This window comes from Flavobacteriales bacterium (assembly GCA_016124845.1).
Classification (GTDB): Bacteria; Bacteroidota; Bacteroidia; order UBA10329; family UBA10329; genus UBA10329.
In genome coordinates this window covers 15,590-41,059 of record WGMW01000010.1, presented here as the reverse complement: position 1 = coordinate 41,059, position 25,470 = coordinate 15,590, and the positions used below count along the sequence as shown (strand labels likewise).

24 protein-coding genes are annotated in these 25,470 nt (G+C 48.9%); 10 read left to right on the top strand and 14 right to left on the bottom strand.

Features of this window, described 5'->3' with window-relative positions; translation table 11 throughout:
* Positions 1-2 precede the first annotated feature (2 nt).
* On the top strand, positions 3-725 hold the full coding sequence (gene recO, locus GC178_05405; GenBank protein ID MBI1286998.1) for a DNA repair protein RecO: 723 nt from the start codon (positions 3-5) through the stop codon (positions 723-725).
* On the opposite strand, the gene GC178_05400 is transcribed toward recO, so the two are convergent.
* Positions 688-1,920: a hypothetical protein gene (locus tag GC178_05400; GenBank protein ID MBI1286997.1), complete on the bottom strand. Its 1,233-nt coding sequence runs from the start codon at positions 1,918-1,920 to the stop codon at positions 688-690. The genes recO and GC178_05400 overlap by 38 nt on opposite strands.
* Before the next feature lie 142 nt (positions 1,921-2,062).
* On the opposite strand from GC178_05400, the gene GC178_05395 reads away from it, so the two are divergent.
* Both GC178_05395 and GC178_05390 read left to right on the top strand, forming a co-directional pair.
* Positions 2,063-2,593 carry a T9SS type A sorting domain-containing protein gene (locus GC178_05395; protein MBI1286996.1) on the top strand — a complete coding sequence of 177 codons (531 nt, stop codon included), beginning with the start codon at positions 2,063-2,065 and terminating at the stop codon, positions 2,591-2,593.
* A 1-nt stretch (position 2,594) separates the two neighbouring features.
* Entirely contained in the window at positions 2,595-3,656 is a 1,062-nt protein-coding gene (locus tag GC178_05390; GenBank protein MBI1286995.1) for a hypothetical protein, read from the top strand.
* Between the two features lie 32 nt (positions 3,657-3,688).
* On the opposite strand, the gene GC178_05385 is transcribed toward GC178_05390, so the two are convergent.
* The 11 genes from GC178_05385 to GC178_05335 all read right to left on the bottom strand — a co-directional run bounded on the left by GC178_05385 (position 3,689) and on the right by GC178_05335 (position 14,248).
* A complete protein-coding gene (locus tag GC178_05385) occupies positions 3,689-4,609 on the bottom strand; it encodes a DUF1566 domain-containing protein (protein ID MBI1286994.1) in 921 nt (306 codons plus the stop codon).
* A 101-nt stretch (positions 4,610-4,710) separates the two neighbouring features.
* Positions 4,711-5,910, bottom strand: coding sequence for a hypothetical protein (locus tag GC178_05380; protein ID MBI1286993.1), 1,200 nt, complete (start codon positions 5,908-5,910; stop codon positions 4,711-4,713).
* 181 nt (positions 5,911-6,091) lie between these two features.
* Complete coding sequence (locus GC178_05375) at positions 6,092-6,787, bottom strand: ATP-binding cassette domain-containing protein (GenBank protein MBI1286992.1); 696 nt, start codon at positions 6,785-6,787, stop codon at positions 6,092-6,094.
* A 308-nt stretch (positions 6,788-7,095) separates the two neighbouring features.
* The gene (locus GC178_05370) at positions 7,096-8,310 is read right to left on the bottom strand and encodes an FtsX-like permease family protein (protein MBI1286991.1); all 1,215 of its coding nucleotides are present in this window, start codon (positions 8,308-8,310) and stop codon (positions 7,096-7,098) included.
* 39 nt (positions 8,311-8,349) lie between these two features.
* Positions 8,350-9,567, bottom strand: a complete 1,218-nt coding sequence (locus tag GC178_05365) for an FtsX-like permease family protein (protein ID MBI1286990.1) — start codon at positions 9,565-9,567, stop codon at positions 8,350-8,352.
* Between the two features lie 19 nt (positions 9,568-9,586).
* Entirely contained in the window at positions 9,587-10,375 is a 789-nt protein-coding gene (locus GC178_05360) for an ABC transporter permease subunit (protein MBI1286989.1), read from the bottom strand.
* 3 nt (positions 10,376-10,378) lie between these two features.
* Positions 10,379-11,287: an ATP-binding cassette domain-containing protein gene (locus tag GC178_05355; GenBank protein MBI1286988.1), complete on the bottom strand. Its 909-nt coding sequence runs from the start codon at positions 11,285-11,287 to the stop codon at positions 10,379-10,381.
* Entirely contained in the window at positions 11,284-12,498 is a 1,215-nt protein-coding gene (locus GC178_05350; GenBank protein MBI1286987.1) for an FtsX-like permease family protein, read from the bottom strand. Before GC178_05350 ends, GC178_05355 begins: the two co-directional genes overlap by 4 nt.
* Positions 12,499-12,602: 104 nt before the next feature.
* On the bottom strand, positions 12,603-13,445 hold the full coding sequence (locus GC178_05345) for an outer membrane lipoprotein-sorting protein (GenBank protein MBI1286986.1): 843 nt from the start codon (positions 13,443-13,445) through the stop codon (positions 12,603-12,605).
* 48 nt (positions 13,446-13,493) lie between these two features.
* Positions 13,494-14,069 carry a TetR family transcriptional regulator gene (locus tag GC178_05340; GenBank protein ID MBI1286985.1) on the bottom strand — a complete coding sequence of 192 codons (576 nt, stop codon included), beginning with the start codon at positions 14,067-14,069 and terminating at the stop codon, positions 13,494-13,496.
* Entirely contained in the window at positions 14,069-14,248 is a 180-nt protein-coding gene (locus GC178_05335) for a hypothetical protein (GenBank protein ID MBI1286984.1), read from the bottom strand. The genes GC178_05340 and GC178_05335 overlap by 1 nt, the downstream gene beginning before the upstream one ends.
* A gap of 154 nt (positions 14,249-14,402) precedes the next feature.
* On the opposite strand from GC178_05335, the gene GC178_05330 reads away from it, so the two are divergent.
* Positions 14,403-16,004 carry a hypothetical protein gene (locus GC178_05330; GenBank protein MBI1286983.1) on the top strand — a complete coding sequence of 534 codons (1,602 nt, stop codon included), beginning with the start codon at positions 14,403-14,405 and terminating at the stop codon, positions 16,002-16,004.
* Positions 16,005-16,054: 50 nt separating this feature from the next.
* Here the strand turns inward: GC178_05330 and GC178_05325 are convergent, their stop codons facing one another.
* Positions 16,055-17,155, bottom strand: coding sequence for a T9SS type A sorting domain-containing protein (locus tag GC178_05325; GenBank protein MBI1286982.1), 1,101 nt, complete (start codon positions 17,153-17,155; stop codon positions 16,055-16,057).
* 326 nt (positions 17,156-17,481) lie between these two features.
* On the opposite strand from GC178_05325, the gene GC178_05320 reads away from it, so the two are divergent.
* Positions 17,482-18,147 (top strand): hypothetical protein, encoded by a 666-nt coding sequence (locus GC178_05320; GenBank protein MBI1286981.1) that lies wholly within the window; start codon positions 17,482-17,484, stop codon positions 18,145-18,147.
* 240 nt (positions 18,148-18,387) lie between these two features.
* On the opposite strand, the gene GC178_05315 is transcribed toward GC178_05320, so the two are convergent.
* On the bottom strand, positions 18,388-19,092 hold the full coding sequence (locus tag GC178_05315) for a hypothetical protein (protein MBI1286980.1): 705 nt from the start codon (positions 19,090-19,092) through the stop codon (positions 18,388-18,390).
* A 49-nt stretch (positions 19,093-19,141) separates the two neighbouring features.
* Here GC178_05315 and GC178_05310 point away from each other — a divergent pair, with 49 nt between their 5' ends.
* Genes GC178_05310 through GC178_05290 form a run of 5 tightly spaced genes read left to right on the top strand, consistent with a single transcriptional unit; the run spans position 19,142 to position 25,466 of the window.
* Positions 19,142-21,001, top strand: a complete 1,860-nt coding sequence (locus GC178_05310; GenBank protein MBI1286979.1) for a hypothetical protein — start codon at positions 19,142-19,144, stop codon at positions 20,999-21,001.
* Positions 21,002-21,036: 35 nt separating this feature from the next.
* Positions 21,037-21,651, top strand: a complete 615-nt coding sequence (locus GC178_05305; GenBank protein ID MBI1286978.1) for a hypothetical protein — start codon at positions 21,037-21,039, stop codon at positions 21,649-21,651.
* On the top strand, positions 21,635-23,056 hold the full coding sequence (locus GC178_05300) for a hypothetical protein (GenBank protein ID MBI1286977.1): 1,422 nt from the start codon (positions 21,635-21,637) through the stop codon (positions 23,054-23,056). The genes GC178_05305 and GC178_05300 overlap by 17 nt, the downstream gene beginning before the upstream one ends.
* The gene (locus tag GC178_05295; GenBank protein MBI1286976.1) at positions 23,053-24,138 is read left to right on the top strand and encodes an AAA domain-containing protein; all 1,086 of its coding nucleotides are present in this window, start codon (positions 23,053-23,055) and stop codon (positions 24,136-24,138) included. The genes GC178_05300 and GC178_05295 overlap by 4 nt, the downstream gene beginning before the upstream one ends.
* Positions 24,135-25,466 (top strand): DUF58 domain-containing protein, encoded by a 1,332-nt coding sequence (locus GC178_05290; GenBank protein MBI1286975.1) that lies wholly within the window; start codon positions 24,135-24,137, stop codon positions 25,464-25,466. The genes GC178_05295 and GC178_05290 overlap by 4 nt, the downstream gene beginning before the upstream one ends.
* Positions 25,467-25,470: the final 4 nt, after the last annotated feature.

Here is a 25,470-nt window from a genome sequence, read left to right as displayed (position 1 = left end):
CCATGATCATCAAGACCAGCGGCATTGTTCTGAGTACCATTCGGTATTCAGACAGTTCGGTCATAGCCAAGATTTATACGGAAAAGGCCGGGCTGCAATCGTGCATGGTGCGTACCGGAAAAGGAAAGAACGCGCTGCCCAAATTGGCCATGCTGCAGCCGCTCAGTCTGGTGGAGGTCAGTTTTACGAACGATGACCGGAAGTCGCTGAAGAATCTGCGCTCAATGGAACGAGAGGTGGCGCTGAACGGCATTCCGTTCGATACGATGAAGACCTGCATTGCCCTCTTCATGGCAGAGGTCATTGGCCGCGCCATTGCGGAAGAGGAAGGAAATGCAGGTATGTTCTCCTTTCTGAAAAACGCGATTCTGTTGCTTGACCACACGGAAGGTTCCGTGAATAATTTCCATCTGAAGTTTCTGGTCGAATTCTCCCGTTACCTCGGTTTCTATCCGCACCAGCGTTCAGCAACCGAAAGCTATTTCGACCTGATGGAAGGTGAGTTCTCCGCCTTCGAACCGATACATCCGTATTTCATGGAAGGTTTGGTCACCCAACGGTTCCACGAACTGGTAGAAATTGAAATGTCAGCACATTCCACAGTGAGGATGACCAATGACATCAGGCGTCAGCTACTTCAGAAATTGATCGATTACTACCGCTTGCATTTGCACGGCATCAAAGAGATCAATGCGCATAAGGTGCTGGAGGAAGTGCTTTCGTGATCGTGTCCGCCAGTTCGCGGTAGTAATTCCCGTTCGGGTGTCCTTCCGTCCAATGGATCCGGTATCGCTTTGTCTTCGGGTCGAGGAGTTCTGAGAGGTCAAGAACGGGAACGTTTGCCTCCACCAACGCAGCCACAGCCCTTTTGCCATATTTACTTCCAGGACCGATCACTACCAGAAAGGTCCCATCGGGATATTGCTTTTTGAATTCACTTTGCGATTCCTTCAGCACGGAAGCAAACAGCTTCAAATGTTCATCGCTCACATACCAGGGAATGTCAATGTCGAACAGATCGATAATGGCACTTTGGCTGATGGCACGGTAGAAGCGTGTAAGAAGATGTCGCCCCGTCCAAAAGTTGCCGTGGCGTACAGGCGTTCCATCTTCCAGTCGGTAGTATGGATATTTTATCGCCCAAAGCTTAATGAGTCTGCGCGAACCAATGAGCCGTGCAATGTGGTCGTCAATGAAAAGATGGATCAATGTGCCGTTGGGTTCAGAGATTTCTTGGTGGAGGTTTCGCGATCGGAGCAACGCCAGTGTCTGTTGCGTTCCGTGGCCAGCAATGCCATAGTTATAGCCGCGCATGTTGCTGATGCTATCCAAAAAGTAGCTCAGTGTTTGATGGTCGTTCAATCCATAACCGAACGCGAAGGAACAGCCGGTAACCATCACAAACTCACGATAAGTTGAGTCTGCATGCGTAGCAGGATTGATGAGCCTTCCAAATTCATCTGTATGATAATACTGCTTGTAGATGAGCGAATCGTTGACCACATACGCATGGCTGATGACCGAATCTTTGAGCAGAGCCGAACCAAGAATCGAATCGGGAACCACCGCACTTGGCTCCCAATATGTTGCTTCGGTATAAGGAGCCTTGTAACCATGCTTGAAATAGTAGCGGCAGCCGAATTCCAATGCCATCACGCAGCAGTAGGCCACAAACAATCCGAAGTAAATGGATACGCTACGCGGGAAGGAGTTGGCAATTTCCTTCACACGCATCATGAAGTTCTGATTCTTCCAACCAAGAGCAATAACGGCCACAAGCACAAACCCGTCCAACACAAGGGTCATCAGCCGCAGGAAACTGTCTATCGGCTCCAGTGGAAAAATGAACCGGAACGCCCATTCATTGAATGCGAATGCAAGTAGGAAAAGAGTAAGCGAAGCGATGCGGGCCGATTTCATCGGGTCAAAGATGGGTCAAAAACCCGTTGTGGAGAGGACGTACTTTGATATCCAGGGATCAACAATTGTTTGTTCCAAAGACGTTTTTGCAAAAAAACAATATCATTTATCTTTGAACGTGCATTTCTAAACTCGATGGCAGATGAAGAAAAAGTTGGTCTGTTGGGTTTTTAGCCTCCTCTCTTTTCATGTTGGTTTTGGTCAGAACATCTATGTTCATACCACCGATGGAGCCACACACACCTATCCGTTGATAGACGTTAGCAGTATCACATTCTCGGACAATGTGATGAACTTGAACCTGATCACTGACGATACGGTCAGTTGGAACATCTCGGTAGTTAAATTCTATGAGTATGATCAATGGTATCTGTCTGTTCCAGACGGATTGGTGGTTGATGATCAAGGATTGAATGTTTTTCCAAATCCGGCATCGGATGAGGTGAATATTCGTTTCAACCTGCTGCAGGACACACCTTTGCAAATAAACATTTACTCCATAAGCGGTGCGCTGGTCAAGACCGTTTTTGCCGGGACCAGACAGGCGGGAATTCAGAATTTCAACTGGTCATGCAATGAATCCGATATCGGCTCGATCTCGAACGGAACGTATTTGGTGCGTGTGGCAATTGGCAATGCACAGTTCAACAAATTACTGATCATAAACAGGTAACATGAAAAAACTGATCTCAATTCTTTCGGTTGTTCTAATGGTGCTTGATGCGCAAGGTCAGGCATTGATGAACATTTATCAGGCGAATGAGCCGCTTATCCAGATCCCGATCAATGATATAGACAGCATTACCTATACAGCAGTAGGTGATCCGGGAGCATTGCCTTTGGTTACCACGCTTCCGCTTGGCGCGTTTACGGCCTCAACTGCCGAATTGGGAGGTTTTGTAGATGCCAATGGAGGGACTTCCGTAACTCAGAGAGGTGTTTGCTGGAGTACAAATTCCAATCCCACAACTGCCGACAATACGACTCAGGATGGACAAGGTACCGGAACGTTCCAAAGCATGCTGACCGGTCTTTCGGTTGATTCTGTCTATCATGCGCGGGCCTATGCCATCAACAATGCCGGTACGGCCTACGGAAATGAAATCGTTTTTCAGGTGACCAACGACCCTTATCAGCCAGCAGACAGTTTGGTGGATATTGACGGGAATGTCTATCCGACCATCCTTGCCAGTTCAGGACAGACATGGATGGCTGAGAACCTCAAGGTGTGTCGATATGCGAATGGTGATTCCATTCTGAACCTTGAAACAAACGTGGACTGGGCATCATCTTCAGATGGTGCTTGGTGTGCTTACAACAATAACCCGCAGAACATGGATGTATTCGGGAAACTCTATAATGGTTGGGCTGTGGAGGATTCACGTAACGTTTGTCCAGATGGTTGGCATGTCCCCAGCTCAACTGAGTGGGATGCGCTTCATGCCGTAAACGGAGGATATTCATATGGAGGCGGTGCATTGAAAGCAACGGGAATCACCATTTGGTTATCGCCAAATACAGGAGCCACCAACTCAAGCGGATTCACCGCGCTTCCTGGAGGAGAGCGATTGGGTGGTGGCGATTTCCAAGAGATCTATGGTTCCGGTTATTGGTGGACCTCAACGGGGAACAGTTCTGTGCTGAATCATCGCATACTCTATTACACATCCAACGGAGTTTGGACCGGTTCGGCAGGGAAGTTTGAAGGGCATTCTATCCGTTGTGTGAAGGACTGATCCATAGGTTCAGGGCGATGCGCTCTGAATTATCAAAACGAGCGAATAGCCCTTACAGCATAGAATCCCGATTTGTTAGCGTGGCTTGAAGCACCTGTTCCAAAATTCTGGATGTACGCATCGGTGTTGCTGTATTCCGTGGAGGTCCAGTAAGCATCAGTTGTGCTGAAGGCATTGCCGCTGTTGGCCTGCGCCACAGAGTTTATCAATACCCGATTCTGATACATTTTGGCGAGTTCATCTTTAGATGGCAAGTACCAATCGGCATAAGAAACGCTTCCCTGGGTTACTTCAAGATCTGTGCAGTAAGTAGCTGCGTTGCCACCGCCATCATTTCCAATGGCCATCTGACCTGCGATCATCAGCATGGTGTTCATCTCGCCAGAAAATGGGCCGTCACCAGTTGCGTAGGTGTTTCCATAAGTTCCCAAGTACCAGCGCGGACCTACACCAAGATCCTGTTTGTCGCATACCAATCCGTGCTGTCCCGAATTGTCCACCCAAAAGACAATGCCACCCTGCGCAAAATCGCCAGGATGATAGCCTTCGTCAGGCGGAGTGTTCTGAGCATAAAGTGCGTAAGGAACGGACAGTAATTGCGAGGCACCCATATTTTGAAAGTTGGTACCGCCTGCTGGATCCATTTCAACCTTGAGGCCGTAGGTGGTTGCGCCCCAATCAATTCCGCTTATCGAGCCTTGAACCCAAAGCCCACCTCCGATCTCTACATTGAAGAGACCGAGGTCATTCGTCTGCACATACCAATCTTCCTGGTATTCTACATTGGCATTGGAGCCGTTGATGATGCTGAACCGAAGCGATATGTTCTGATTGGCAAGGATGTTTGAATTGGCATCTCGGGCAACGCCCTGATAATTGAATTTTTCTGGAGCCTGACCGAATGCGTTCAGCACAAGAAGGCATAAAAAGCTGATGGTAAAAAGTCGTCTCATGGAATGGTCAGTTCAGTTCATCGAAGTTGAACGTTCCCTTCTTGAAGGAATATGACACATGTCAGACGGAAGAAATACTTACGTCAGGTAATGCGCGTAGGTCAATAGCTGTACTTCAACCTCAGAAAAACGCTGTTTGAAATGTTCTGATAGCTGCTTGTGAGTGTGCCATCTTTCACTTCGGGGAATTCGGTGAAGAAGAGCTGTCCTGCAAGCAGGATCTCGCAATTAGCTGCAAGCGAATAGGTGAGACCTGGGTTGAGCAGCAGAAGGTTCGGGCCATAACCATAGATGACGGCAAAGCTGCTACCGAGCAATGGTGTGATCGGGTAACTCATCATCAGAAAGGCGTTGTATTTCGTGGGCATCAGCGTTTTGGCTGTAAGTGCGGTGCCTGAGAAAAACTTGGCGAGTTTTGTCGGATCGCTGTTGTCAATTCCGTTGCTGTTGAAGAGAACGGCTCCATTGATGTAAAGCGAGTTCGAGAAAGAATAATCGGCCGAAACGGAACCGGTTACCGTATGCGTGCTATCCGTAAAACCTTGGTATGGTCCAAACCATTGGATCTCGCCTTTGAGTCCTGCATTCCCTGCATTTCCGGCAAAGCCGAAACCAGCGGTAAGGTCGGTTCGGTACTGACCAGCAATGAACTGAAAGTCATACTGCTTGGCGTTGAACTTGTACATGATCGCGGCCGTGGACTGCTTCCAGTCTTTTCGCGGGGCCACGGCCACCTCGAACCCGCTCATGTTCTTACCGAAATACTGGAACCGCACCGCGTCTGACCCAGGTCGTTCCTCATAATCGAAGTTCACAAAGCTGTATGCGTTGAAAATATCGTTGGGATTCCAAGCCGTATTGATGCCCCAATTGATGCGCTGCCGTCCAACCCGCAGGTCGATCTTGTCGTTTCCATAAGCGACCCAAAGACGATCGGCCGTGCAGTTGAGCAGAAACGGGTTGACATCATTACCAATGTTCCAACTCATGTCGATCAGCCCCGCATCGCTGCCCACATTCTGTTTCAAAGCAGGCGTTGTGGCCGTTCTTCCCGCATAGAAGAAACGGTTTCGGAACTCGGCTCCCACGGTCAGCCCTTTCACAGGATAAATGCGCAGGTTGATCCTGTTGTGAATGAAGTTCTCGTTGGAGTTGCCGATAAGCGGATTGCTGGAAAGCGAAACGATGTTCAGGTTCTTGATGTAGCCATAGATTTGAACAATGTCTTTGAATTTTCGCTTCGGTTTGGTCTGGGTACTGTCCTGCTGGGCGAATATTTTACCACAGAGGACCATATTCAACAAAAGCAGAATCACAATCCCCCGCCTCGTTCCTCGGCACCCCCTTTGAAAGGGGGAACTGAGGTTTCGAAGCGTGAATTCCCCCTTAGAAAGGGGGTGGCTTCGACCGCAGGGAGAAGACGGGGGATTTGTTTCACGAGCGTTCATACTCACAATTTTCAACGGATCGTTCGAAGAAACCTCAACGGTCGTGCAGTTCGTCAGAGATCACTTTTCCATCCTCCAACGTGATGATTCTGCGCGCGCGGTCAATTACTCGTTGATCATGCGTTGAAAACAGGAATGTGATGTTCTCTTTTCTGTTCAATTCTGCCATGATGTCAAGCAGGTCTGCCGTTGACTGGCTGTCGAGGTTGGCAGTAGGTTCATCGGCCAGAACGAACTGTGGCTTGGAAGCCAATGCCCGCGCTACGGCCACGCGCTGCTGCTGGCCACCGCTCATCTCACCGGGGCGATTATCGATCTTATCCTGAAGACCCACAGCGGTAAGAAGTTCCAAAGCGCGTTGGTGGCGTTCCTCCTTCGGGCGGTCCTGCAAAAGCATGATGAACTCTACGTTCTCTTCGGCCGTAAGAACAGGGATGAGGTTATACGCCTGAAATACGAACCCGATGTTGTTCAATCGGAAATCGATGAGTTGATTGTCGCTCAGAGCCGTTATCTCGGTTTCACCGATATGGACAGAACCTTCGGTCTGATGGTCCAGCCCACCGATGATGTTAAGAAGCGTGGTCTTTCCCGAACCTGAAGGCCCGACAATGGCCGTGAACTCGCCACGCTCAATTTCGATGGAAACGCCATCCAAAGCGCGAACCTCGATCTCCTCGCCTGGATTGTAATATTTCTTGAGGTCGTTTGTCTTTATTACTGCTGTCATGTTCTTTCTTTTTATGATTCGAACTGCGAGAGACTCACAGTTGTATCTGGTTCATGGTTTTTGGGGTGATTGTGTTGGTGATTGCGGAGACTGACCCCCTCGTCCGCCTCAGGCGGACACTCCCCCTTTCAAGGGGGAGAATTGGTGCTCCTCCAACCTTAGAGAAAAGCAGCAACTCCCCTCCTGGAAAGGAGGGGTTGGGGGAGGTAATCATATTACTTGCTGAGACACCTCCTTTACAAAGGAGGATCCGCGCTGATTCGATTCTGTGCATTACTTCTCTCGTCATCTTTTCAACTCACATCAATTTAGAGTGCCCGAACCGCTTCGGCCGGTTTCAGTTGTAACGCTTTCCGCGCGGGATAAATGGATGAAAGAATGGCCGCCACAATGACCATCACGGACACATTGAGATAAAAATTCGGTTCGAGACTGGGGTAGATGATGGCTGAGATGCCGAACGATTCCAACCCCTTTCCAACAATGGAAAGGTCGATACCGCGATGTCCGAAATAGGTGACGGTGACATATCCGAGCAGTACACCGATCGGTCCACCGACCAGCGAGATGAACACGGTTTCGATGACGATCATAAAGAACACTTTGGTCTTGTTCATGCCCACCGACATGAGCATGCCGAGTTCGCGTTTGCGCTCCAGAACGGCCATCAGCATGGTGTTCACAATTCCGAATGAAAGCGCCATCAGAATAATGCCGATGATGATGTACAGCATCTGCATCATCATCTCATCCGCGTAGCCGAGGTCGGGCGAAACTTCGCGCCAGCTCTGCACTTTCAGGTTGGGAAGTTCCGCAGCCAAGGTGTCGGCAATGGCATCCACGTTTTCCAAGTTGTTCACCATCACGGCCACTTCGTGGAAACCTGCGCTTCCCTCCAACAATCGGTTGGCGTCTGACGCACGGATGAACACATTCATCTCATCGGCCTTGGAGTTGCTTGTCTTGTAAATTCCCGCTACGCGGAACGCTCCCGCCACGATGTCGCCATTGTCTTTCTGAAAGGTGAGAACCACTTTTTTGCGGACGTCCACATTGAGTTTTTCTGCCAGTTTTCTACCGATGACGATAGGATTCTTACTGATGCCTTCGAAATACGCTCCGTCCACGATTTTCTCGTACATGATGGAAACCTGCCTCTCGTGCTCAGGAATCACACCTGTAATGCGCGCGCCATAACCTCCGGTTGATGAAGACACCATGCCGCTGAGCACCACGCGTTCAGAGAACGCACGCACATCAGGGTCATTTTTGAGGTCTTCCCGCACCGCATCGATGTTGTCAATGCGATATTCTACATTATTGTCCTTCACAAAATCGGGGTTGTGGATCTGGATATGCGAGATGTACGTGTCCAGCGCGTCCTTGGTCCGCTGCTCGTTCAGTCCGGCAGAAATGCTGATGACGAACAGCCCGGCCCAAATTCCCAGCGCAATGGACGCGATAACTACGCCACTTCTGAGCGTGTTCCGCCAAACGTTTCTCCAAGCGATCTTCGTTAACATGGCAATGAGGTCTTAATGTTTGTTTCGTTGAGTTCCATCTTATTTATGCATCGCTTTCACGGGGTTCATTTTTCGGATCACGTGTACCGGGTAAAATGCAATGAGGATTGATATGACGAACAGGATTACGGCATTGTTGATGAAAATGCTCGGGTCTGTGGAGGTCATGATCAAAGGTTCAATTCCCATTTGCTCGTAGATCTCCACCGCATCGCCTGTGAGCGGAAATGGGCTGACTTTCATCCAGTACATCACAGGGTACGAAATGATCGTTCCGAGTAGAATTCCCAGTACTGTGATCATGAAGGTTTCGGCCACCATCATTACCATGAGGCGCGTGCGGGCCATCCCAACGGAAAGCATCACACCGAACTCGTACGAGCGCTCAGCCATCATCATCAGAATGGTTGCGAAGATGCCGAAGCCCGCAATGAGATACAGAATGCCAATGTAGATGTACGAACCTGCCACCTTGGTCGTACGCATCTGGATGATCTCTGGAAGCAGTTCTGGCCAGGTCATCACTTCATATTTGCTTGTGTCGATATTCGGAATGATGTCGGCTGCGGCCTTTTCGGGTCGGTCGCTGTCATCCACCACAAGTGTGTAGCCCGTCAGGCGGTTTTCGGCAGAGTAGAGGTATTGCGCATTTTCGAGTGTCATCACTACCACGCTTTGGTTCAGCGCGGGCGATGGCAACTTCAGCAGTCCGACAACCTCATATTTTCCAGCTGCGCTGATACCATGATACCCTTGGCCGATGATTACCAACGTATCGCCAATGCTGAGTTTCAGATACTCGGCCAATTTGTATCCGAGCATGATGCCGTTGTCATTCTCCGTGATGGCGCTGCCAGAAAAAAGGTGTTTCTGCAGGTTCATCAATTGTTCTTCCTTAATGGGATCGACACCGATCACCTGTGTGGCACGCGTCTGTGTTCCAAACGCGGCCAACCCGAACGATTGCAGCCGTGGCGTGATCGCTGTCACGTGTTTTGATGCCAAGGCGATTTGGACAATGTCGGGACTCGCTTCCATCGAATTGTCGAGAACAGGTTCGTCCCAAAATCCCTTCTCATGTATCTGAACATGACCGAGGAATGCCCGTGTCATGTTATCCAGCATGTTCCCGAAAATACCTTCGTTGAGGCTGATCATAAAATTGGACAGGAAAACCGCCATCATCACGGATGTGAGCGTGATGGCCGTTCGCCTCTTATTACGCCATATGTTCCGCCATGCGAGCTTTAGGGTCATCGTCCGTCCTGTCTATTTTTCATATCGTTTGATCTGCGTATTTCCAGTACCTGACCGTGAGTGCATAGCCAATGACGAAGGTCAAAACCACTGAGGAGTAACTGATAAAATCAAGCTGATCGCGATATTCTCCAGCCGCCCCGCTGTATAATCCTGGTATGGCCCACGGGAAGTAAGCCCCGAAGCCAACGGCAGCAATGATCTGGCTGAACACTAACGTAAGTGCCACAAACGCCAAGGGCGCGAGGTAACCCTTGCCCCACATAGCAAAGAACGCGATGGGCGTTCCCAACATAAGCGTAAGCACACCCGTAATGAAATAAGTTGATAACAGTTCGGACAGCGAAAACCCTGAATCTGTCTGAATATGCAGTACCGTGCCAATGATGAACCCGATCAGCAGGTTGGAAACAACAAGCGCCAAGCACCAGAACACATACACAAAGAACTTGGAGTGGATAATATGGGTGCGCGATGTGGGAAGCGAGAGCAGGTCTTTGGCGGTTCCGTCCGTGTATTCGCGGCCAAACACCCAACTGGCAACAAACCCGAAAACCATTACACCGCCCACGCCAACGGCCTGGGTCAGAATACCGAAGTAAGAACCCCAATTGTCTGTAAAGTTCATGGCTGCGGCCTTGGCGCTTAGCGCACCCGCATTTGCCAGCGCATCGGGGTTTCGCATAATGACCATGAAAACGCCACCGATAACAGGCGCAATTCCGAAGGCAACAAACGTTAGCCACAGGATATTCTCATGCGTGTTTTTGATGAATTCTGCCCGAAGTGCTCCTATCTGCGTGCTCATCTCTCAGTTCTTGATGGTTCGTAGGAAGAACTTTTCAAGGTCTTCGGTAAAGGTGAAAAGCAGCTTGGGCGGAAGGCCTTTTTCCGTTAGAAGTTGCGTTACCGTTTCGGGTCTGGAGATCAACTCTTCATCCATGATCTCAATTTCTCCATCTTCACTCAATGAACCAAGGATTTCGGCATCTTTCAGATGGCTCAACGCTTGCGAATTGTCCAACGTGCTGACAACGATTTTTCGGATGAGTCGCTGGGACAGTTCAGCCTGTGTCAGTTCCGTTCTTAGCTTGCCTTGGTGGATGATTGCCAATCGGTCTGCCACCTTCGACATTTCGCCCAAAATGTGGCTCGAAAGAAAAATAGTAGAACCGTTGGCAGCCAGTTCCTTCAGCAGTTCGCGTACTTCCACAATTCCTTCGGGATCGAGGCCGTTGATCGGTTCGTCCAGAATAATCAGTTTCGGGCGGTGCATCAGCGCCTTGGCAATTCCCAGTCGCTGCTGGTTTCCCAACGAAAGATGCCCAGCTTTCACGCTCGCATAAGCATTCAACTTGAGCTTTTCAATGATGGTGTCCAGCAGTTTCGGCTCGGTCAGCTTGCGCAGATGATAAAATATCCTCAGATTATCACGTACTGTCAGGTTGGGATACGAATGAGGCGTTTCCACCAAATAACCCACATCGTTCCATCGGTCGAACGAGCGCGTAAGCTGCTTTCCGTATAGCGAAACATTTCCTCCATCTGGCCAGATCATTCCCAGCAGAATGCGGATGAGCGTGGTCTTTCCTGCCCCGTTCAGCCCGATGAAACCGTACACCTCGCCTTGCGGCACTTCAATGGAAATGTTGTCCAGCGCCTTGGTTGCGCCAAAGTGTTTGGTCACCGCATCGGTTCGTATGACATTTGCCGCTGTCATCTTCGTGCTTCTACGGGTTTCAGTTTACGGATCACATACGCAGGATACGCGGTGATCAGAATGGAAATGACGATGATGAGCAGCATGTGTGTCATTGCAATAGAAGGGTCGAGCGAAGCGGGCATTACGGGTTCCCAACCTTGTTCGGTCATGGCATCGGCCGCTTTTCCCGTGAATTCGTAAGGATGATGGTTGAAATAGAGCACCAATGGAAAAACTCCAAGCACGCCCAGAACCGCGCCCATTAAGGTTGTCATCAGACTTTCAAGGAACACAACCGTCCAGATGCGTAACCGCGACATGCCGATGGAGACCAGCACTCCGAACTCGTACGTCCGTTCCTGGATCAACATCAGAATGGTGCCGAACATCCCGAAGGTCACGACCATGTAAAGCACCAAAAGCATGATGATGCCGCCTGCACTATCTGCCTGAATGGCCTGCACCAGTTCGGGCATGGAAGTCTGCCAATCGATCACTTCAAACTGCGAAGTATCAACCTCGGCCTCGATCTGTTTCATGGAATGCTTCAGTCGGTTCTGGTTCCGAAGAATGACAGCCAATGATGTGGCCATATTATCGGCTCCGTAGAAATATTGCGCCTCTTTAAGCGGCAGCAATACCGCACTTTCGTTGAGCATCACGGCTGTGAATTTGGCAACACCCGCTACAGGATATTTCCCTGCGGCACTCACGCCATGATAACCTTGCGAGAGGAAGACCAATGTATCACCCACATTCAGCTTGTAGAACTCGGCCACCTTTTCGGCCACCAGTACGGAGCGGTCATCAGCAGAGAACAGCGAACCCGCAATGATCTTGGAATCAAGCTCCATCAGTTGGCTCTCAACCGCAGGCTGAACTCCCACCATCAGCACTCCCTTTGTCACTTCGTTGAACGAGGAAAGCGCAAAACCTTCCAACCGCTCGGCCACCAGTTCTACATTTTCGGTGTTTCGAATCTGTTCAATGGGCGCGTCAGTCAGGTTAAAGGAATTGTCAAGGGTCTGGTCGTCATAATACCCTTTGGCGTGTACTTGGATGTGACCCGAGTAGAACCGCACCACGCTGTCGATCATTTTGGCGTACGTGCCCAATTGCATGCTGCGCAGGAATACGGCAAAGAATACGGCAAAGAACACCGATGCCACGGTGATGGCCGTTCTGCGCTTGTTGCGCCAAATGTTCCGCCACGCGAGTTTTAGCAACATGGCAGCCCCCTTGATCCCCCAAAGGGGGAAGTTCTATGAGTTGTATGTGATTCAGTTACCCTCATTTCTGTATCGTTGTCGGTTTCCCCTCCTTTGGCGGGCTTTCATTTCACACGTTTCATATTGTTCGTAGTGAAGAAATCCTCCTGAATGCCTGTGTTGAACTTGATGTCGTTTTGGATGATGACGGTCTTCTGACCGGGTTTGTCCACGGGGTCGATCTCTATTCTTCCCGCCAAGGTTCTGCCCCCCATTTCTTTGATGTCCGAGGCGGAGAATACATTCACAAGAAAACCATCCTCATCGTAGAATTCACTACGCATCTGGATGTAGGTGTCTTTGTCCACGTAGGTAATGATACTACCCCAAACTACGGGTGCATCTGGCTTGGCAGTAAGCACCAATTTCCAGCAGTTGCGGCCATCCATGGTGGTGTCTTTTTCGAGTTTGTGGGTGTAATCCACCACAATGGATGATTCTTTCACGAGGTCGTCATTGGTGAGGTCGGTGCCCATCCAGCTTTGCATCATCATGCTTGGCGGGAGTTTAACCGTGCGTTCAATGGACGGAACCCAGTTCCATATCTCCTTCTCGCGCTTCAGGAAAACGGTGCCTTTTTCCTTGGCGGGAGAAGTGATGAGAATAAGGCTGTATTCCGTTCCGAGCGTCCAACTCTTCATGGTCATTTCGCGGCTCCATTTGGGGCGCACGATCTGAATGGTCATGGATCCTTGCGAGGACAGTCCGCGGGTCAACTCATCAGCCTTTTCAATGATCTCCTTGGCAGTTTGGGCATTTCCCGCAAGGGGAAATAGAAATAAGAATATCACGCAAAGACGCAAGGACGCAACGTGAAAAAATCCCCCACCTCGTTCCTCGGCACCCCCTTTTAAAGGGGGAACTGCGTTCTGCAAAACGTCCTTAGTTGTCGGTTCCTTTTGTGCCATCAATGTTCTCTTGTTCGTCATATTCGTGTGTATTCGTAATTGGTAACCTTAAGCAAATTGGTCGATCATCATTTGTTTCACTTTTTCAATCGGAAAATTCTCGGGGTCGAGGAGAATATGGAACTGTACGCCATCCAATATGGCCGAATAATACCGCATCATGGTCATCGGGTCTTTGTGGCCGCGTTCAGAAAAGTAATTGTACATCAGCATCATGAACGGTTGGATCCTTGGCATCATGCGCTCCATCAACACAGGCGTTACATCCGGTTGAAATGAAAGCGCCATGTAAAGCTTCCAACGCTTGGGGTTGGCAAGCACGATCTCAATGGTCTTTTCGAGAATGTGAACGAATTTTTCCCGCGTCAGCGGTACGTCCATGCTCAGTTCGAGGCTATCGAAAACCTCATCAAAAAGTCCTTCCACCAATGTGACGAGAATCTGCTCTTTCCCTTCAAAGTAGTTGTAAATGAGCCCTTTGCTGACGTTGGCGCGCTTGGCAACACTTGCCATGCTGGCCAAGTGGTAACTGTCCTCACCGAAAACGTTCAGGGCTGCATCCAATATCTGTTTCCTGCGCTCTTCGCGTATCTGTGCAAACTGTTCTGGTGAGCGTGGCGTCATTATATCAGATTGCTGTGCAGGTCGTTCAATGCTTCCGTTACCGAGGTCCCGAAACCTCTTACGATCTCATCCCCTTCATTATCGATTAACGAAACGGAGAATCCCGTTTCGGTTTCCTGTATCAAAATGTTTTTGAGTTCCTCAGCTTGGATGGTGGTGCTGGTTGTGGTTTCAATCATTGTTATTGGTTGACCAAACGGTCAGTCAAAGGAATGGTAAATTTTTTAACTGACCAAACGGTCAATGTAAAATTTTGGTTAGGAGTGTAATTTATTGGAGTAAACTGGCAGTCAGTTGTTTGGATAAGACACGGGCATCCATGAACTTGAAATCATGAAACTTTTGAACCTCCTCTTTCTGTTGTTCCTAACCGCTGTAACAAGTGCACAATCCACCTTCAAAATCAAACGAATCGAAGGTTCGGGGAACATGGGAAGAACGCTTGATTTTGTCTCAGGAGTTCATGATTCGTTGTTCCAAACGACAGGGGATAGGGTTTTTCAACCTACATACGACTTTAACAAAGGCCCGGTTAGAGTTGAAATTATAGACCCTTCCGTTGTTCCGAATGCGGAGATGTTCATTTCACTTGATGGTGTAGCGGATTCTTGTGGGTGGAAAATGTATGTGGCAGGTGGGAATGATACCGTTTACTCAAACACAACCATTGGTGTTGGTGCCGAGCAGATCATCTCGCAATGGGGTCTTCTTGTTCAGGTAAAGCAGGTTGAAGGATGGAATGAGGAATGCGACTATATGCTGGACTGTTCGTTGGAATTTAGTGGAACTCCCTGGTTGGGCTTTCTTAGTGATTCGGGTACATCATTGCAGTATTCTAATTGGATATGGCCCCCATCCAGTGGGCTGGTAGATTACGATGCTGATACGGCAAGTTGCCTGGAACGAATCCTTGACGGGACTTGGGCCCCATGGAGATTGGCAAGTGACGCTGATAGTGTAGCCTCCCCTTCGTGGAACAAATTCAAATCCTTGAATAAGCTCGATAATCTTAGTTCCGTAGATGTTGTAATAACTTCCGATCAGAATAAATGGACGAGATGTCCAGTACTGGAAATTGCCGACAGTTACTTGCCTTCGGTTGGCAATACCGACAGATTCAACCTTCGTATGTCTCCTTCGGTTGGCAAGGATGGCCTTCCAGATGGCTCTGGTACTATGGGCATGAGTTGGTTTCCAGGATATGCGGTAAACCTCGAAACTGGGGAACGCTTAAACATGGCTTTCGGGGAGAATTCATGGTTACAGGCCGACAATGGCGCAGACATGGTTTGGAATCCGACATCAACTGTGGGCACGCCCACGGGAGACCCGATTCTCGGAGGTGGTCATTATATCTATGTTTTCGGTCACAATGGAGATTCCCCAAATGATGATGTTCCACTTTACGATGAGGGTTCATTCATCTATTCCAAATTGTCGGAGAATGGTTTTAATCCAGGCGATCCGGCCAAGCGGAGGGTCTATAAAGATGCCATGTGGGTTGCAATACCTTTGCTGGAGGATGGACATAATTTGTTGGAATCGGATGTTGTGATCAAGCTTCGTGTCCGTAAGCCGTTTGTCGACTACCGATGTCTGGACACCATTCAAAATCTGACACATCCTTTATATTCTTTCAATACATCGGATATCGGAACTGGTGTCTCAAAAGATTTTGGTACAACCCAAATAACATTCAAAGCATATCCCGTTCCGGCCAAAGACCAACTGACCGTTGAGGTCGGTTTTCCCACAAACGAACGGTTCGATCTGGTTCTTCGTTCGGTGGATGGAAAAGAGATCATGCGAAAAACCTTCGTTCAACAGACCTTGAGGACGACTCTGCCAACCGTTGGCCTATCACGAGGATTGTATGTTCTTTCCGTTGAAGGAACGACATTCCGAAAACAACTGAAAATTCCTTTGGTGGAATAAAAAAAGTCCCGCCAAAAACTGGCGGGACTTTCCCTTAGAATTCAATTGAATTACTCGATGATGATCCTGCTGACGGAAGTGCCTTCTTCGGTTTGCAGTTTCAACAGATATGCTCCAGCAGGAAGTTCGGAGGCATCCATTCGATAAACCGAACCGCTGAACTGTTCGGTACGGATCAGTTTGCCAGATAGGTCGAAAACGGTCAGTTGAACTGCTCCGTTGGTTTCAACACCTACATTGAAAATACCGGTGCTTGGGTTTGGGAAAATATGTGTGTTGAGAATATCGGCTTCGGAAATCCCAACTCCGGCAACAGCCACATCGTAGGTCTGAGATTTGGTGCAGCCTTCGCCATCGCCAACTTCAACCGTTACGCTGCCATCAGAAACGCCACCGTCCCAGATCACGGTCACGGATTCTGTTCCCTGGCCACTTTGAATGGTGCCGCCATCAACCGTCCAGTTGTAAGATGCTGCGCCAGATGAAGCGGTGTACGTCTCGGAAGTGTTCAAAAAAGCAGAGGCATTTCCTGAAACGGTCGGTACCTGAAGGTCGGTGATCGGATCTGTGTCCATTGGAACTTGGATTATGATGGAACCACCACCATACTGCGGATCCACATCCGAAAGCCATGTTCCATTAGGAATACCGAATGCACTTACATCTGGAACGGTCTGTACAATGCGTGCATCATACTCAACTTGCAGTACGTAAACACCGGTATCTCCTCCCAACTGCGCAGCTTGCCATGCTGCTGGACTTCCATGCACATAAACGCAACCAATCGCAGGGGTCACATTCGGAACCGTACCGCTGTTGACCCAAGCTCCATAAGGCGCAAATGAGTTGGCCATGCCGTCCACGTCCGTTCCAAAATACAGGCCGGTAGGAAGCCCAGATACACTTACCACCCGTGTAGAGTCGTAGTAGATGGAAACATCAAGTGTTATAGGGCTGGTAACATGAACCGTAGTGTCTGAAATGCTTACGATGGTCTTGAAACCGAGCGTATCGCTGCAATCGGGCGTTGCAATGGTGAAGGGATAAACGCCCGGACCAGATGAAGCATAGGTCATATCCGGGTTACAGACCTGTGCTTGGCTGTAGCTGAACGACAGAGCAGTGATGATAAGGAGTAACAGTTTTTTCATGGAACTTGGATTTAGATTGAAGCACGTAAAGTTAAAGGTTGGGTATTATTTGAGTGCAATAGTTGAACGGAGGCATTCGATGTGGCCTTGTTGAAAACGTCAATGACTTTATTATTTTGCCTGAAAATTCGAAGCTATGAGTGAAGAGATCATAGATCTTGATGATAATCCCTGGTGGACAGACTGATCGGAATATTTTCTCTTGTAACCTACTTTACTGTTTGGGAAGGTCTGACCAGCAGAAGTCTTGGCAAGTACGTTACAGGAACGATGGTAGTAAACGCCACAGTTGCCTGCCAGCACAACAGAACGATACAACAGAGAATATGACATCAGAAGAATTTGTAAAGAATTTCTACAATGAAAGAAAGCGAATTATTGAAAGTTCGCTTGACTTCGGGCAGGATTTACGAAGCTATGTTTCAACTAAGACTCAAGACCTAAACTTAGACGAACAACAAACCGAAAAACTAAGACATATTATTTCAGCACTATTGACGGACACATTTTATGGAGTTTTGTTAGGGCTTGACGGTTCTGCTTCTATTGGTGAAAGACAAGAGACCTTTACAATAACAGGGGAGGATGGTAAAATAATTTCTGAATGTGGCGAAATTGAAGGCGAAGCGTATGAAATATTTTGTGCTAATAGACTTGAATGTGAAGAGAATGACTGTGACTTTGTTGCTCGGCTTTGTTTTAAGAAAACAGAAGATGGAGGAAGGACAAGTTTTGCTATAAGTGGATATAGACCTCAAGTGAAATTCGGCTTTACAGAAATGCAAACTTCGGGGCAACAAACATACGTAGACAATAAAATGGCTTTTCCAGGCGACAATTTAAATGCTTTAATTAAGTTGGCGACCAAGGCCCATTTGAATGGAAAATTGATAGAAGGAAGCAATTTTGAATTTTTAGAAGGTGACAAAGTAATTGGAACCGGGAAAATTTTGTTGATTAAAAACGATGAATTACGAAAAGCCAGCAGGTAACAAGGGTTTGCCAAAAGCGGGGCTTAAGAGCTTAGATTGAACATTTGTGAAAGGTTCAACAGCAGTAATTCCACTGGATTTTGTGCTAAAAATCCCCGCCTTTGCAAGCTCCAGAACGGCTTTAAGGCGAAGTCTTTCCGGAGCGGAGCCGTTCGAATTCTTTTCCGGGTTTTCCTCTTCCGGTATCATGTGGCATGACAAGTGGACCGATACTTACGTGATCAGGGTTCCTAAATAGGGTTACCGCGTAAGCGCGATATAATCTTTAATGACCGTTTGGAGAAACTGCTGTGCATTTTCAGGTCTTGGAGCGCCAAGAATGTCCGCAATCCGATCGGCAACCGTGTGCAATGCCTCCTTGTGAGATTGATTCTTGTATTTGAGGCTGCGCTGCATGGTTTCTTTGGCAAGCAGTACTTGCTCCTCGCTCAGTTGGGCCGCGCCATTGTAAACAGGTTTGTAAGAAGAAAGCCTGTTGAGGTCCATCAAGCGTTTTAGCGGAATACGGAGATTTTTGGTGTGGATGACCGTGGTATCGGCCAAGAGGTCACCTATGCGTTGGCTTCGTGGTGTGGCCGAAACAAGAACTGCCGCCATACTTCCCAAACTCATGTAAATGTCCACCCAACGGAACATCCAACGCATGAGGCAGTCATAACCTGTTACGGGTCTGCCATCGATCCGCACCACTTTCAGCCCCAATGCCATTTTTCCCAACGACCGCCCATCATTGAATATCTCCATTAAAAGCGTGTAGAAAATGAATACCAAGGCCATGATGGCGAAACCGAATGTTTGAGACGCGGCAATGAAAATGCTCAGAAAAGCCAATGTAACACCAAGTATTACCATGTCAATGAAATAACTTGCAAGCCGATGGAGAACAGAGGCCGTGCTGTAAGTGAGCATAATGCCCTGTGTATTCTCAAATTCAAGTACACTCATTGTTGCAAGTTAGTGCTTAAAGATGTTTTTTTATCGTTCGCTTAGCTAAATGAAGGAGACCGAGTTCATCGAGCAAAATAAGGAGAAGTGGCAGAATCTGGAAGCGGAACTGCAACGAGGCACGGAAGCAAGGCCCGACAGCATTACGCATCTGTATATCGACTCGGTGGATGACCTTTCGTTTGCGCGCACCACCTACCCGAACCGGATGGTGCGCGCCTACCTCAACGGTGTGGTGGAGGTCCTGTCGCTTATGGTGCAACGCTCGCAGCGCAATTACCGGAAGAACATCGTGGCCTTCTGGAAAACCGATCTGCCATTGGCCATCTATGAAGGGAGGCGCCAGTTTCTGCTTTCATTCATCATTCTATGTGTGTCCATTGGCATCGGCATATTCTCCAGTATGCACGATAAGACGTTCGCCACCTACATTCTTGGCCCCGAATACATAGAGACCACGCTGGAAAACATTGAAAAAGGCGATCCGCTTGCCATTTACAAGAGACCCGAGATGGGGCAGATGTTCTTTCAGATCACCTTGAACAACATTTTGGTCTCTGCCCGAACCTTTGTGCTCAGTTTGTTCATCGGGTTCGGCACCATCATTATCATCGTCTACAACGGAGTAATGCTGGGAGTTTTCCAGTATTTCTTCATTGAGCGAGGGCTGTTCTTCGAGTCGTTTCTAACCATTTGGCAGCACGGGGTGATTGAAATTTCGTGCATCGTGCTGGCCGGTGCAGCTGGTCTTGTGCTTGCCAAAGGAATTCTGTTTCCCGGTTCGTATTCACGGCTGGATTCCTTCAGAATCAACGGTCGCAAAAGCCTGATGATCATGCTCGGACTTATGCCGCTGTTGGTGCTCTCGGGAGCCATTGAGGCTTACGTGACAAGATTTACCGATGCACATTGGAGCATTCGGTTGTTGTCCATTCTTATTTCGCTCACGTTCATCCTTACCTACTTCGTGGTCTATCCGAGAATGGTTGCCAAAACACGGGAAGAAGAGACACCATCCGTGGCGGCACAACCCATGGTCACTTCCGAGTTTTCACTGACAGGCATTCGGACCAACGCGGCCATTTTTTGGGAATCCATTCGGGTTCTGTTTGCCCAGAAACGATTGCTCATGTTGGTCATGTCAGGTCTCGGCATATTGCTTACCGTGGTCTGGTGGGTTTTGGGAGTGAATGCCGAGGGTAAGATGAACAGCACCGCGTATGCCATGAATGCGTCTATTTGGTACCTGCACACCGATGGAAATGTGATACGGATGGCCTGTAGTTTCCTCGTCATTCTGTCTTCGCTCCTGGTTGCGCATTGGGCGGTTTGGAACCGCGTCCGTTCCGAAGGCGCAGCATCAACGTTCACATTCAATTGGAGGAATGTGATACTGATCTCCATTCTGTTGGCGGTCATTGAAACGGCCGTTCTTATCAACTTGGGAGTGACGTTCCTGTTCGCGTTCCTGTATCCCGTTATCGGGCTGCTACTGGTGCTTGTCTTCCATACCGGCAAAGGTGAAAGTCCGTGGACGATAACCCGACAGATGCTTGGCAGAAACTACGGCAAGTTGCTTGCGCTGGTGGCGTTCTATGGCTTTGCCATAATGCTGGTAGCCCTGCTTACGCGCGAATTTGTAGGCGATCTACTGGTAGAGTTCATCTCTTATTTCGTGGTGCCAGATAGCGATGTTCTGGCACTTTATCTGATGCCCGCAATGATCGCAGCGGCAACGCTGTTCCTTTTCAGCGCACTTGTGCATATCGCCATGCATTTGAGCTACTACAGCCTGAAGGAGATCCGCTCCGCAACCTCATTGAGCCAGCGCATCGATGCGCTGTTCCCTGTAAGAGATGATGACGCTCGGCATTCGGTAACGATTCTCAGAAAAGACGTGTTCAGCTGATGCAAAGGGTCGTGGTTTTATGTGTGTTTTTTCTGTTGCTGGCTTCCGTTGGAAAGGCGGAGGATGATGGGCTTCAACTTGATAGGACGGCCTGGGAGAAAAGCATCAAGAACATGAACTATGAGCCGGATAAGAAAAGGGAACGCAAACCCCGTGAGGCTGAGGAGACCACGCTTCCTGATCTTTCCGGATTCAAGTATGTGGCCTATGGAATGGTCGTGCTCATAGTGGTGGTTTTGCTTGTGCTTATTCTGCGCAACGCGCGACCCGTGGAGGAAGTGAAACATGAGCGCATAGAAGCGCAGACGTTGGAGGAGGCTGAAGAGAATTTGCCCATGGTCACGCTCAATAGGATCTACGAGGAGGCCATGGCCATGTCCGATTTTAAAAAGGCGCTGCGCATCAAGTTTCTGATGGTGCTACAGAGTTTGATCGATGCGCGCATGATCGTTTGGAAAAAGCGGAAGACCAACGAACAGTATCTGCACGAATTACAGGACGAGAACATTTTTAGGATGTTCAGAAGCGCGGTGCAGACCTTTGATGATGTGTGGTATGGAGAATTGCTGATCGATGCTTCGCAGTACAGTGGCATCATTGCCTCTCTCGATCAACTCAACTCAACAATTGCCAATGGGGAACCGAAGTAATATCGGCATCATAGTGCTTGTTGTGTTGGTGGTGGTAGGCATGATCGCCTTGGTGTATTTCCTCATGCCCAAACACAACTGGAATGAAACCCTCAGTACGCATGCTGATGAACCCTACGACCTGACGCTGTTCAAGGCGTTGCTCGATTCATCAACAACAGGCGAACTCATAACCACCGATATTCCGATAACCGATTGGCTCGATACGGCACAGGGCTGCAACTATTTCCTGTTCGGAAACAATGCCTATTTCGATTCTGCGGAGGTGGCCGCCCTTTTCCATTTCATGGAACGCGGAAACAACGTTTTCATTGCCGCAAATCGAATGCCCCAAGAATTGTTCGATGAGGCATCGGACCGAAATATTTTCATTGGAGGTGAGGACTGGGCGGAAGGCTCAACGGTGTTTCCGGTGGCATCCAACTTCGGCAATACGCACCAGTATGGTTATAAAGGTCCGTTTGGAATAGACGACAAATGGTGGAGTTTCATCAACACCGACCCCAATTACGTTTTTGATGATGAGTACGATGACGAAGAATATGATGAGGAATACTCGGAAGAGGAAGTGTCGGAATCGGTTGAAGAAGACACGGCCTATGTTGCTGACCTGATCATCGATTCACTCGGACAGGTACAGGACAGCACATATTTGGCCGAAACCTCAGACAGCCTTACAACCGAGACCCAAGATTGGGAATACATGGAGGTGATGGGTTTTTTCCGCACCGAAACAGGAAAAGACACCATGTTCATCAACTTTTTGGCCACAGATATTGGCAAAGGACGACTGTACCTGCACACCAATCCCATCATGTTCTCTAACTTTTTCCTGATGAAGAAGGACGGTTTTGAGTACACCAACGAAGTGCTTTCCAGTTTGGGCAGCCGCCCATCTGTTTGGGATGACTATCACTTGGTCTATCGGCCCAAACCCGGAGAAGAGACCTATGAGGCACGGACCCCGTTGCGATTCATTTTTGCACATCCTCCGCTCAAATATGCGTGGTTGACGTTGGTTGCCTCGGTCATTCTGTTTCTGATGTTCAGAAGCAAGCGCGAGCAGAAACCCATACCGATCATTCCAGCGGTGGAGAATACGTCCATTGCATTTGCAAAGTCGCTTGGCGTGCTGTACCACAACGCCACCAGCGGCCGGTTTCTGGCGGTGGAACTGATGCGGATGTTCGATAATTTCAACCGTAGGCATTACCGGTACAATCGCAACAAGAAAGACGAGCAAACGGCCCTTCATATTTCTAAGAAGGCACGGGTCGATCTGGCGTTGGTAGAAGACATTCTCCGCTTGGAGCGAACCATTGTTTACAATCCCATTTCCAAGGTGAAGGAAGTGGTCAAACTCTACAACCGATTAGAAGATTACTACAAACAGGCAAAAAGATGACAGAAGAAGAAAAGCCCGCAACAGACGGACAGGAAACGCCCGAAAACGCGCCAACTCCGCAAGAAGCAGCAGCTACGGATAAGGAACAACCACAGGTAACTGCGGTAGAAGAAACGCTGGCGCAACAGGCCAAGATCTATAACCCGGTATCAGAAAGTCTGGGTCAGATAAGAACGGAAGTGCAAAAGGTGATCGTGGGTATGGACAGCGCCATTGAGGAAACGCTGGCAGCACTTTTCACCAACGGGCACGTGTTGCTCGAAGGATTTCCAGGCGTGGCCAAAACCCTGCTGGTGAAACTCATTGCCCGAACCTTGAGCGTGGATTTCAAACGCATTCAGTTTACACCGGACCTCATGCCTTCGGATGTGTTGGGAACCATGGTTTTCGATCAGAAGAAAGGGAATTTCTCATTCCACAAAGGGCCTATCTTCTCCAATTTCGTGCTTATTGACGAGATCAACCGTTCCCCGGCCAAAACACAGGCCGCGCTTTTTGAGGTGATGGAGGAGCGACAGGTGACCATGGAAGGAGAAACGCACGCGTTGCAGTATCCATTTCTCGTTATCGGAACGCAAAACCCGATCGATCAGGAAGGAACCTACCGACTGCCAGAGGCACAACTGGATCGTTTCGTGTTCAAGATCAAGGTTCCTTATCCTTCGGAAGAAGAGGAAATGGCCATTTTGGAACGTTTCCAGAGCGATTTTGACCAGACGATCTCCCAAACGGTGAATGCGGTAATGAATGCCGATAAAATGAAGGAATGCGAACGGTTCATCGAGAGCGTACATATCGAACCTCTCATCCTGCGCTACATCACGCAGGTGGTGAATGCCACGCGCAATCACGCCTCCATCTATTTGGGAGCCTCCCCGCGGGCGTCTTTGGCCATTATGCGCACGGCCAAAGCATTTGCAGCATTGGCGGGGCGCAATTACGTGAAACCGGACGATGTGCAGCGCGCTTGCGTTCCGGTATTGAACCATCGTCTTATTCCGAGTGCAACGGCAGAGATGGAAGGCTTTACTTCGGTTGATATTCTGGACGGTATCTTAGAAGAGATCGAGGTGCCGAGATGAGGCTGCTCAGACCGATCTTCCTTACCAACCGGGTGTTCTATCTGCTCGGATTCTGCATAACGGTGTTCGCATTGGGCTTTTCGTTCAGCGGGCTGGTTTATGCGGGATTTCTGCTTTTGGCGATGATCTTGGTTGCCGTAGCGGTCGATATTCGCTCAGCCCAACAACTGGCACAGAACATAGAAGTAGAACGAAAAGTAGCTCCACATTTTTCTCTGAGCGATTCCAATTCTGTAAAGCTGTATATGAAAAATGGGAATGGTCGGCCAATACAGGTGCGGATCATTGATGAGATTCCGGTTCAGTTTCAGGTTCGGGATTTTCTGTTGAGAGAAGAGCTGCCTGCCAATGACGAACGAAGCATTCAATACCAACTAACTCCTGCAAAGCGGGGCGAGTTCATCTTCAATTCCATCAATATCCTGTTTGAAGCACCATTGGGATTGGTGGAATACCGGAAGACCATTGAGCAGCAGCAGCGGGTGAAAGTGTACCCTTCGTTTGAACAGATGCAGAAGTTCGAGATGATGGCTTTCAACTCTGTGCGGCAGGATGAAGGAATCAGAAGGCTTCGAAGGATCGGACACGGATATGAGTTCAGCGACATCCGTCATTACGTTATCGGGGACGATCCGCGAAGCGTGAACTGGAAGGCAAGCAGTCGTATGGGCGAACTGATGGTGAACAACTATGAAGATGAGCGCTCGCAGAAAGTGTATGCGATCATCGACCAGAGCCGCACCATGCGCATGCCGTTCAATGGAATGAGCCTGATGGATTACGCCATCAATACCAGCTTGGCCATTCTCAATATTGCGTTGAAGAACCAGGACCATTCTGGGCTCATGTCATTCTCAAAGACTCTCGGTGTTTATGTTCCCGCGCAGCGAAAGAACAACCAACTGAGCCGTATTATGGATGCGCTTTACAATCAGGAAAGCAGCACAAACGAAGCCAATTACGCAGAGCTTTTCACGTCCATTAAAACCCGCATCCGCAACCGTTCGCTGCTGTTTCTGTTCACCAATTTTCAGAGTTTGAATGCGCTGAAAAGGGTGTTGCCGCAATTGAAACGGTTGAATCGCGACCATCTGTTGGTGGTCACATTCTTTGAGAACACGGAGCTTGAGACATTCCGGCAAGAGCCGATACAAACAACCCTTGATATGGCATCGAAGGTCATGGCCGATAAGTTGAGTGAGGAGCTTACGCAGATCGTCTATGAATTGCGAACTGCGGGAATTCAGGCCATTAAGACCCGACCGGAAGACCTGACCACCAACACGGTCAATAAGTACTTGGAACTCAAATCGAGAGGATTGATATGAAAAA

What these genes read in the sequence shown, in the direction of transcription:
- recO (MBI1286998.1), top strand. Translation starts at nt 3, where the DNA reads ATGATCATCAAGACCAGCGGCATTGTTCTGAGTACCATTCGGTATTCA.
- GC178_05400 (MBI1286997.1), bottom strand. Translation starts at nt 1,920, where the DNA reads ATGAAATCGGCCCGCATCGCTTCGCTTACTCTTTTCCTACTTGCATTC.
- GC178_05395 (MBI1286996.1), top strand. Translation starts at nt 2,063, where the DNA reads ATGAAGAAAAAGTTGGTCTGTTGGGTTTTTAGCCTCCTCTCTTTTCAT.
- GC178_05390 (MBI1286995.1), top strand. Translation starts at nt 2,595, where the DNA reads ATGAAAAAACTGATCTCAATTCTTTCGGTTGTTCTAATGGTGCTTGAT.
- GC178_05385 (MBI1286994.1), bottom strand. Translation starts at nt 4,609, where the DNA reads ATGAGACGACTTTTTACCATCAGCTTTTTATGCCTTCTTGTGCTGAAC.
- GC178_05375 (MBI1286992.1), bottom strand. Translation starts at nt 6,787, where the DNA reads ATGACAGCAGTAATAAAGACAAACGACCTCAAGAAATATTACAATCCA.
- GC178_05370 (MBI1286991.1), bottom strand. Translation starts at nt 8,310, where the DNA reads ATGTTAACGAAGATCGCTTGGAGAAACGTTTGGCGGAACACGCTCAGA.
- GC178_05365 (MBI1286990.1), bottom strand. Translation starts at nt 9,567, where the DNA reads ATGACCCTAAAGCTCGCATGGCGGAACATATGGCGTAATAAGAGGCGA.
- GC178_05360 (MBI1286989.1), bottom strand. Translation starts at nt 10,375, where the DNA reads ATGAGCACGCAGATAGGAGCACTTCGGGCAGAATTCATCAAAAACACG.
- GC178_05355 (MBI1286988.1), bottom strand. Translation starts at nt 11,287, where the DNA reads ATGACAGCGGCAAATGTCATACGAACCGATGCGGTGACCAAACACTTT.
- GC178_05350 (MBI1286987.1), bottom strand. Translation starts at nt 12,498, where the DNA reads ATGTTGCTAAAACTCGCGTGGCGGAACATTTGGCGCAACAAGCGCAGA.
- GC178_05345 (MBI1286986.1), bottom strand. Translation starts at nt 13,445, where the DNA reads ATGGCACAAAAGGAACCGACAACTAAGGACGTTTTGCAGAACGCAGTT.
- GC178_05340 (MBI1286985.1), bottom strand. Translation starts at nt 14,069, where the DNA reads ATGACGCCACGCTCACCAGAACAGTTTGCACAGATACGCGAAGAGCGC.
- GC178_05335 (MBI1286984.1), bottom strand. Translation starts at nt 14,248, where the DNA reads ATGATTGAAACCACAACCAGCACCACCATCCAAGCTGAGGAACTCAAA.
- GC178_05330 (MBI1286983.1), top strand. Translation starts at nt 14,403, where the DNA reads ATGAAACTTTTGAACCTCCTCTTTCTGTTGTTCCTAACCGCTGTAACA.
- GC178_05325 (MBI1286982.1), bottom strand. Translation starts at nt 17,155, where the DNA reads ATGAAAAAACTGTTACTCCTTATCATCACTGCTCTGTCGTTCAGCTAC.
- GC178_05320 (MBI1286981.1), top strand. Translation starts at nt 17,482, where the DNA reads ATGACATCAGAAGAATTTGTAAAGAATTTCTACAATGAAAGAAAGCGA.
- GC178_05315 (MBI1286980.1), bottom strand. Translation starts at nt 19,092, where the DNA reads ATGAGTGTACTTGAATTTGAGAATACACAGGGCATTATGCTCACTTAC.
- GC178_05310 (MBI1286979.1), top strand. Translation starts at nt 19,142, where the DNA reads ATGAAGGAGACCGAGTTCATCGAGCAAAATAAGGAGAAGTGGCAGAAT.
- GC178_05300 (MBI1286977.1), top strand. Translation starts at nt 21,635, where the DNA reads ATGGGGAACCGAAGTAATATCGGCATCATAGTGCTTGTTGTGTTGGTG.
- GC178_05295 (MBI1286976.1), top strand. Translation starts at nt 23,053, where the DNA reads ATGACAGAAGAAGAAAAGCCCGCAACAGACGGACAGGAAACGCCCGAA.
- GC178_05290 (MBI1286975.1), top strand. Translation starts at nt 24,135, where the DNA reads ATGAGGCTGCTCAGACCGATCTTCCTTACCAACCGGGTGTTCTATCTG.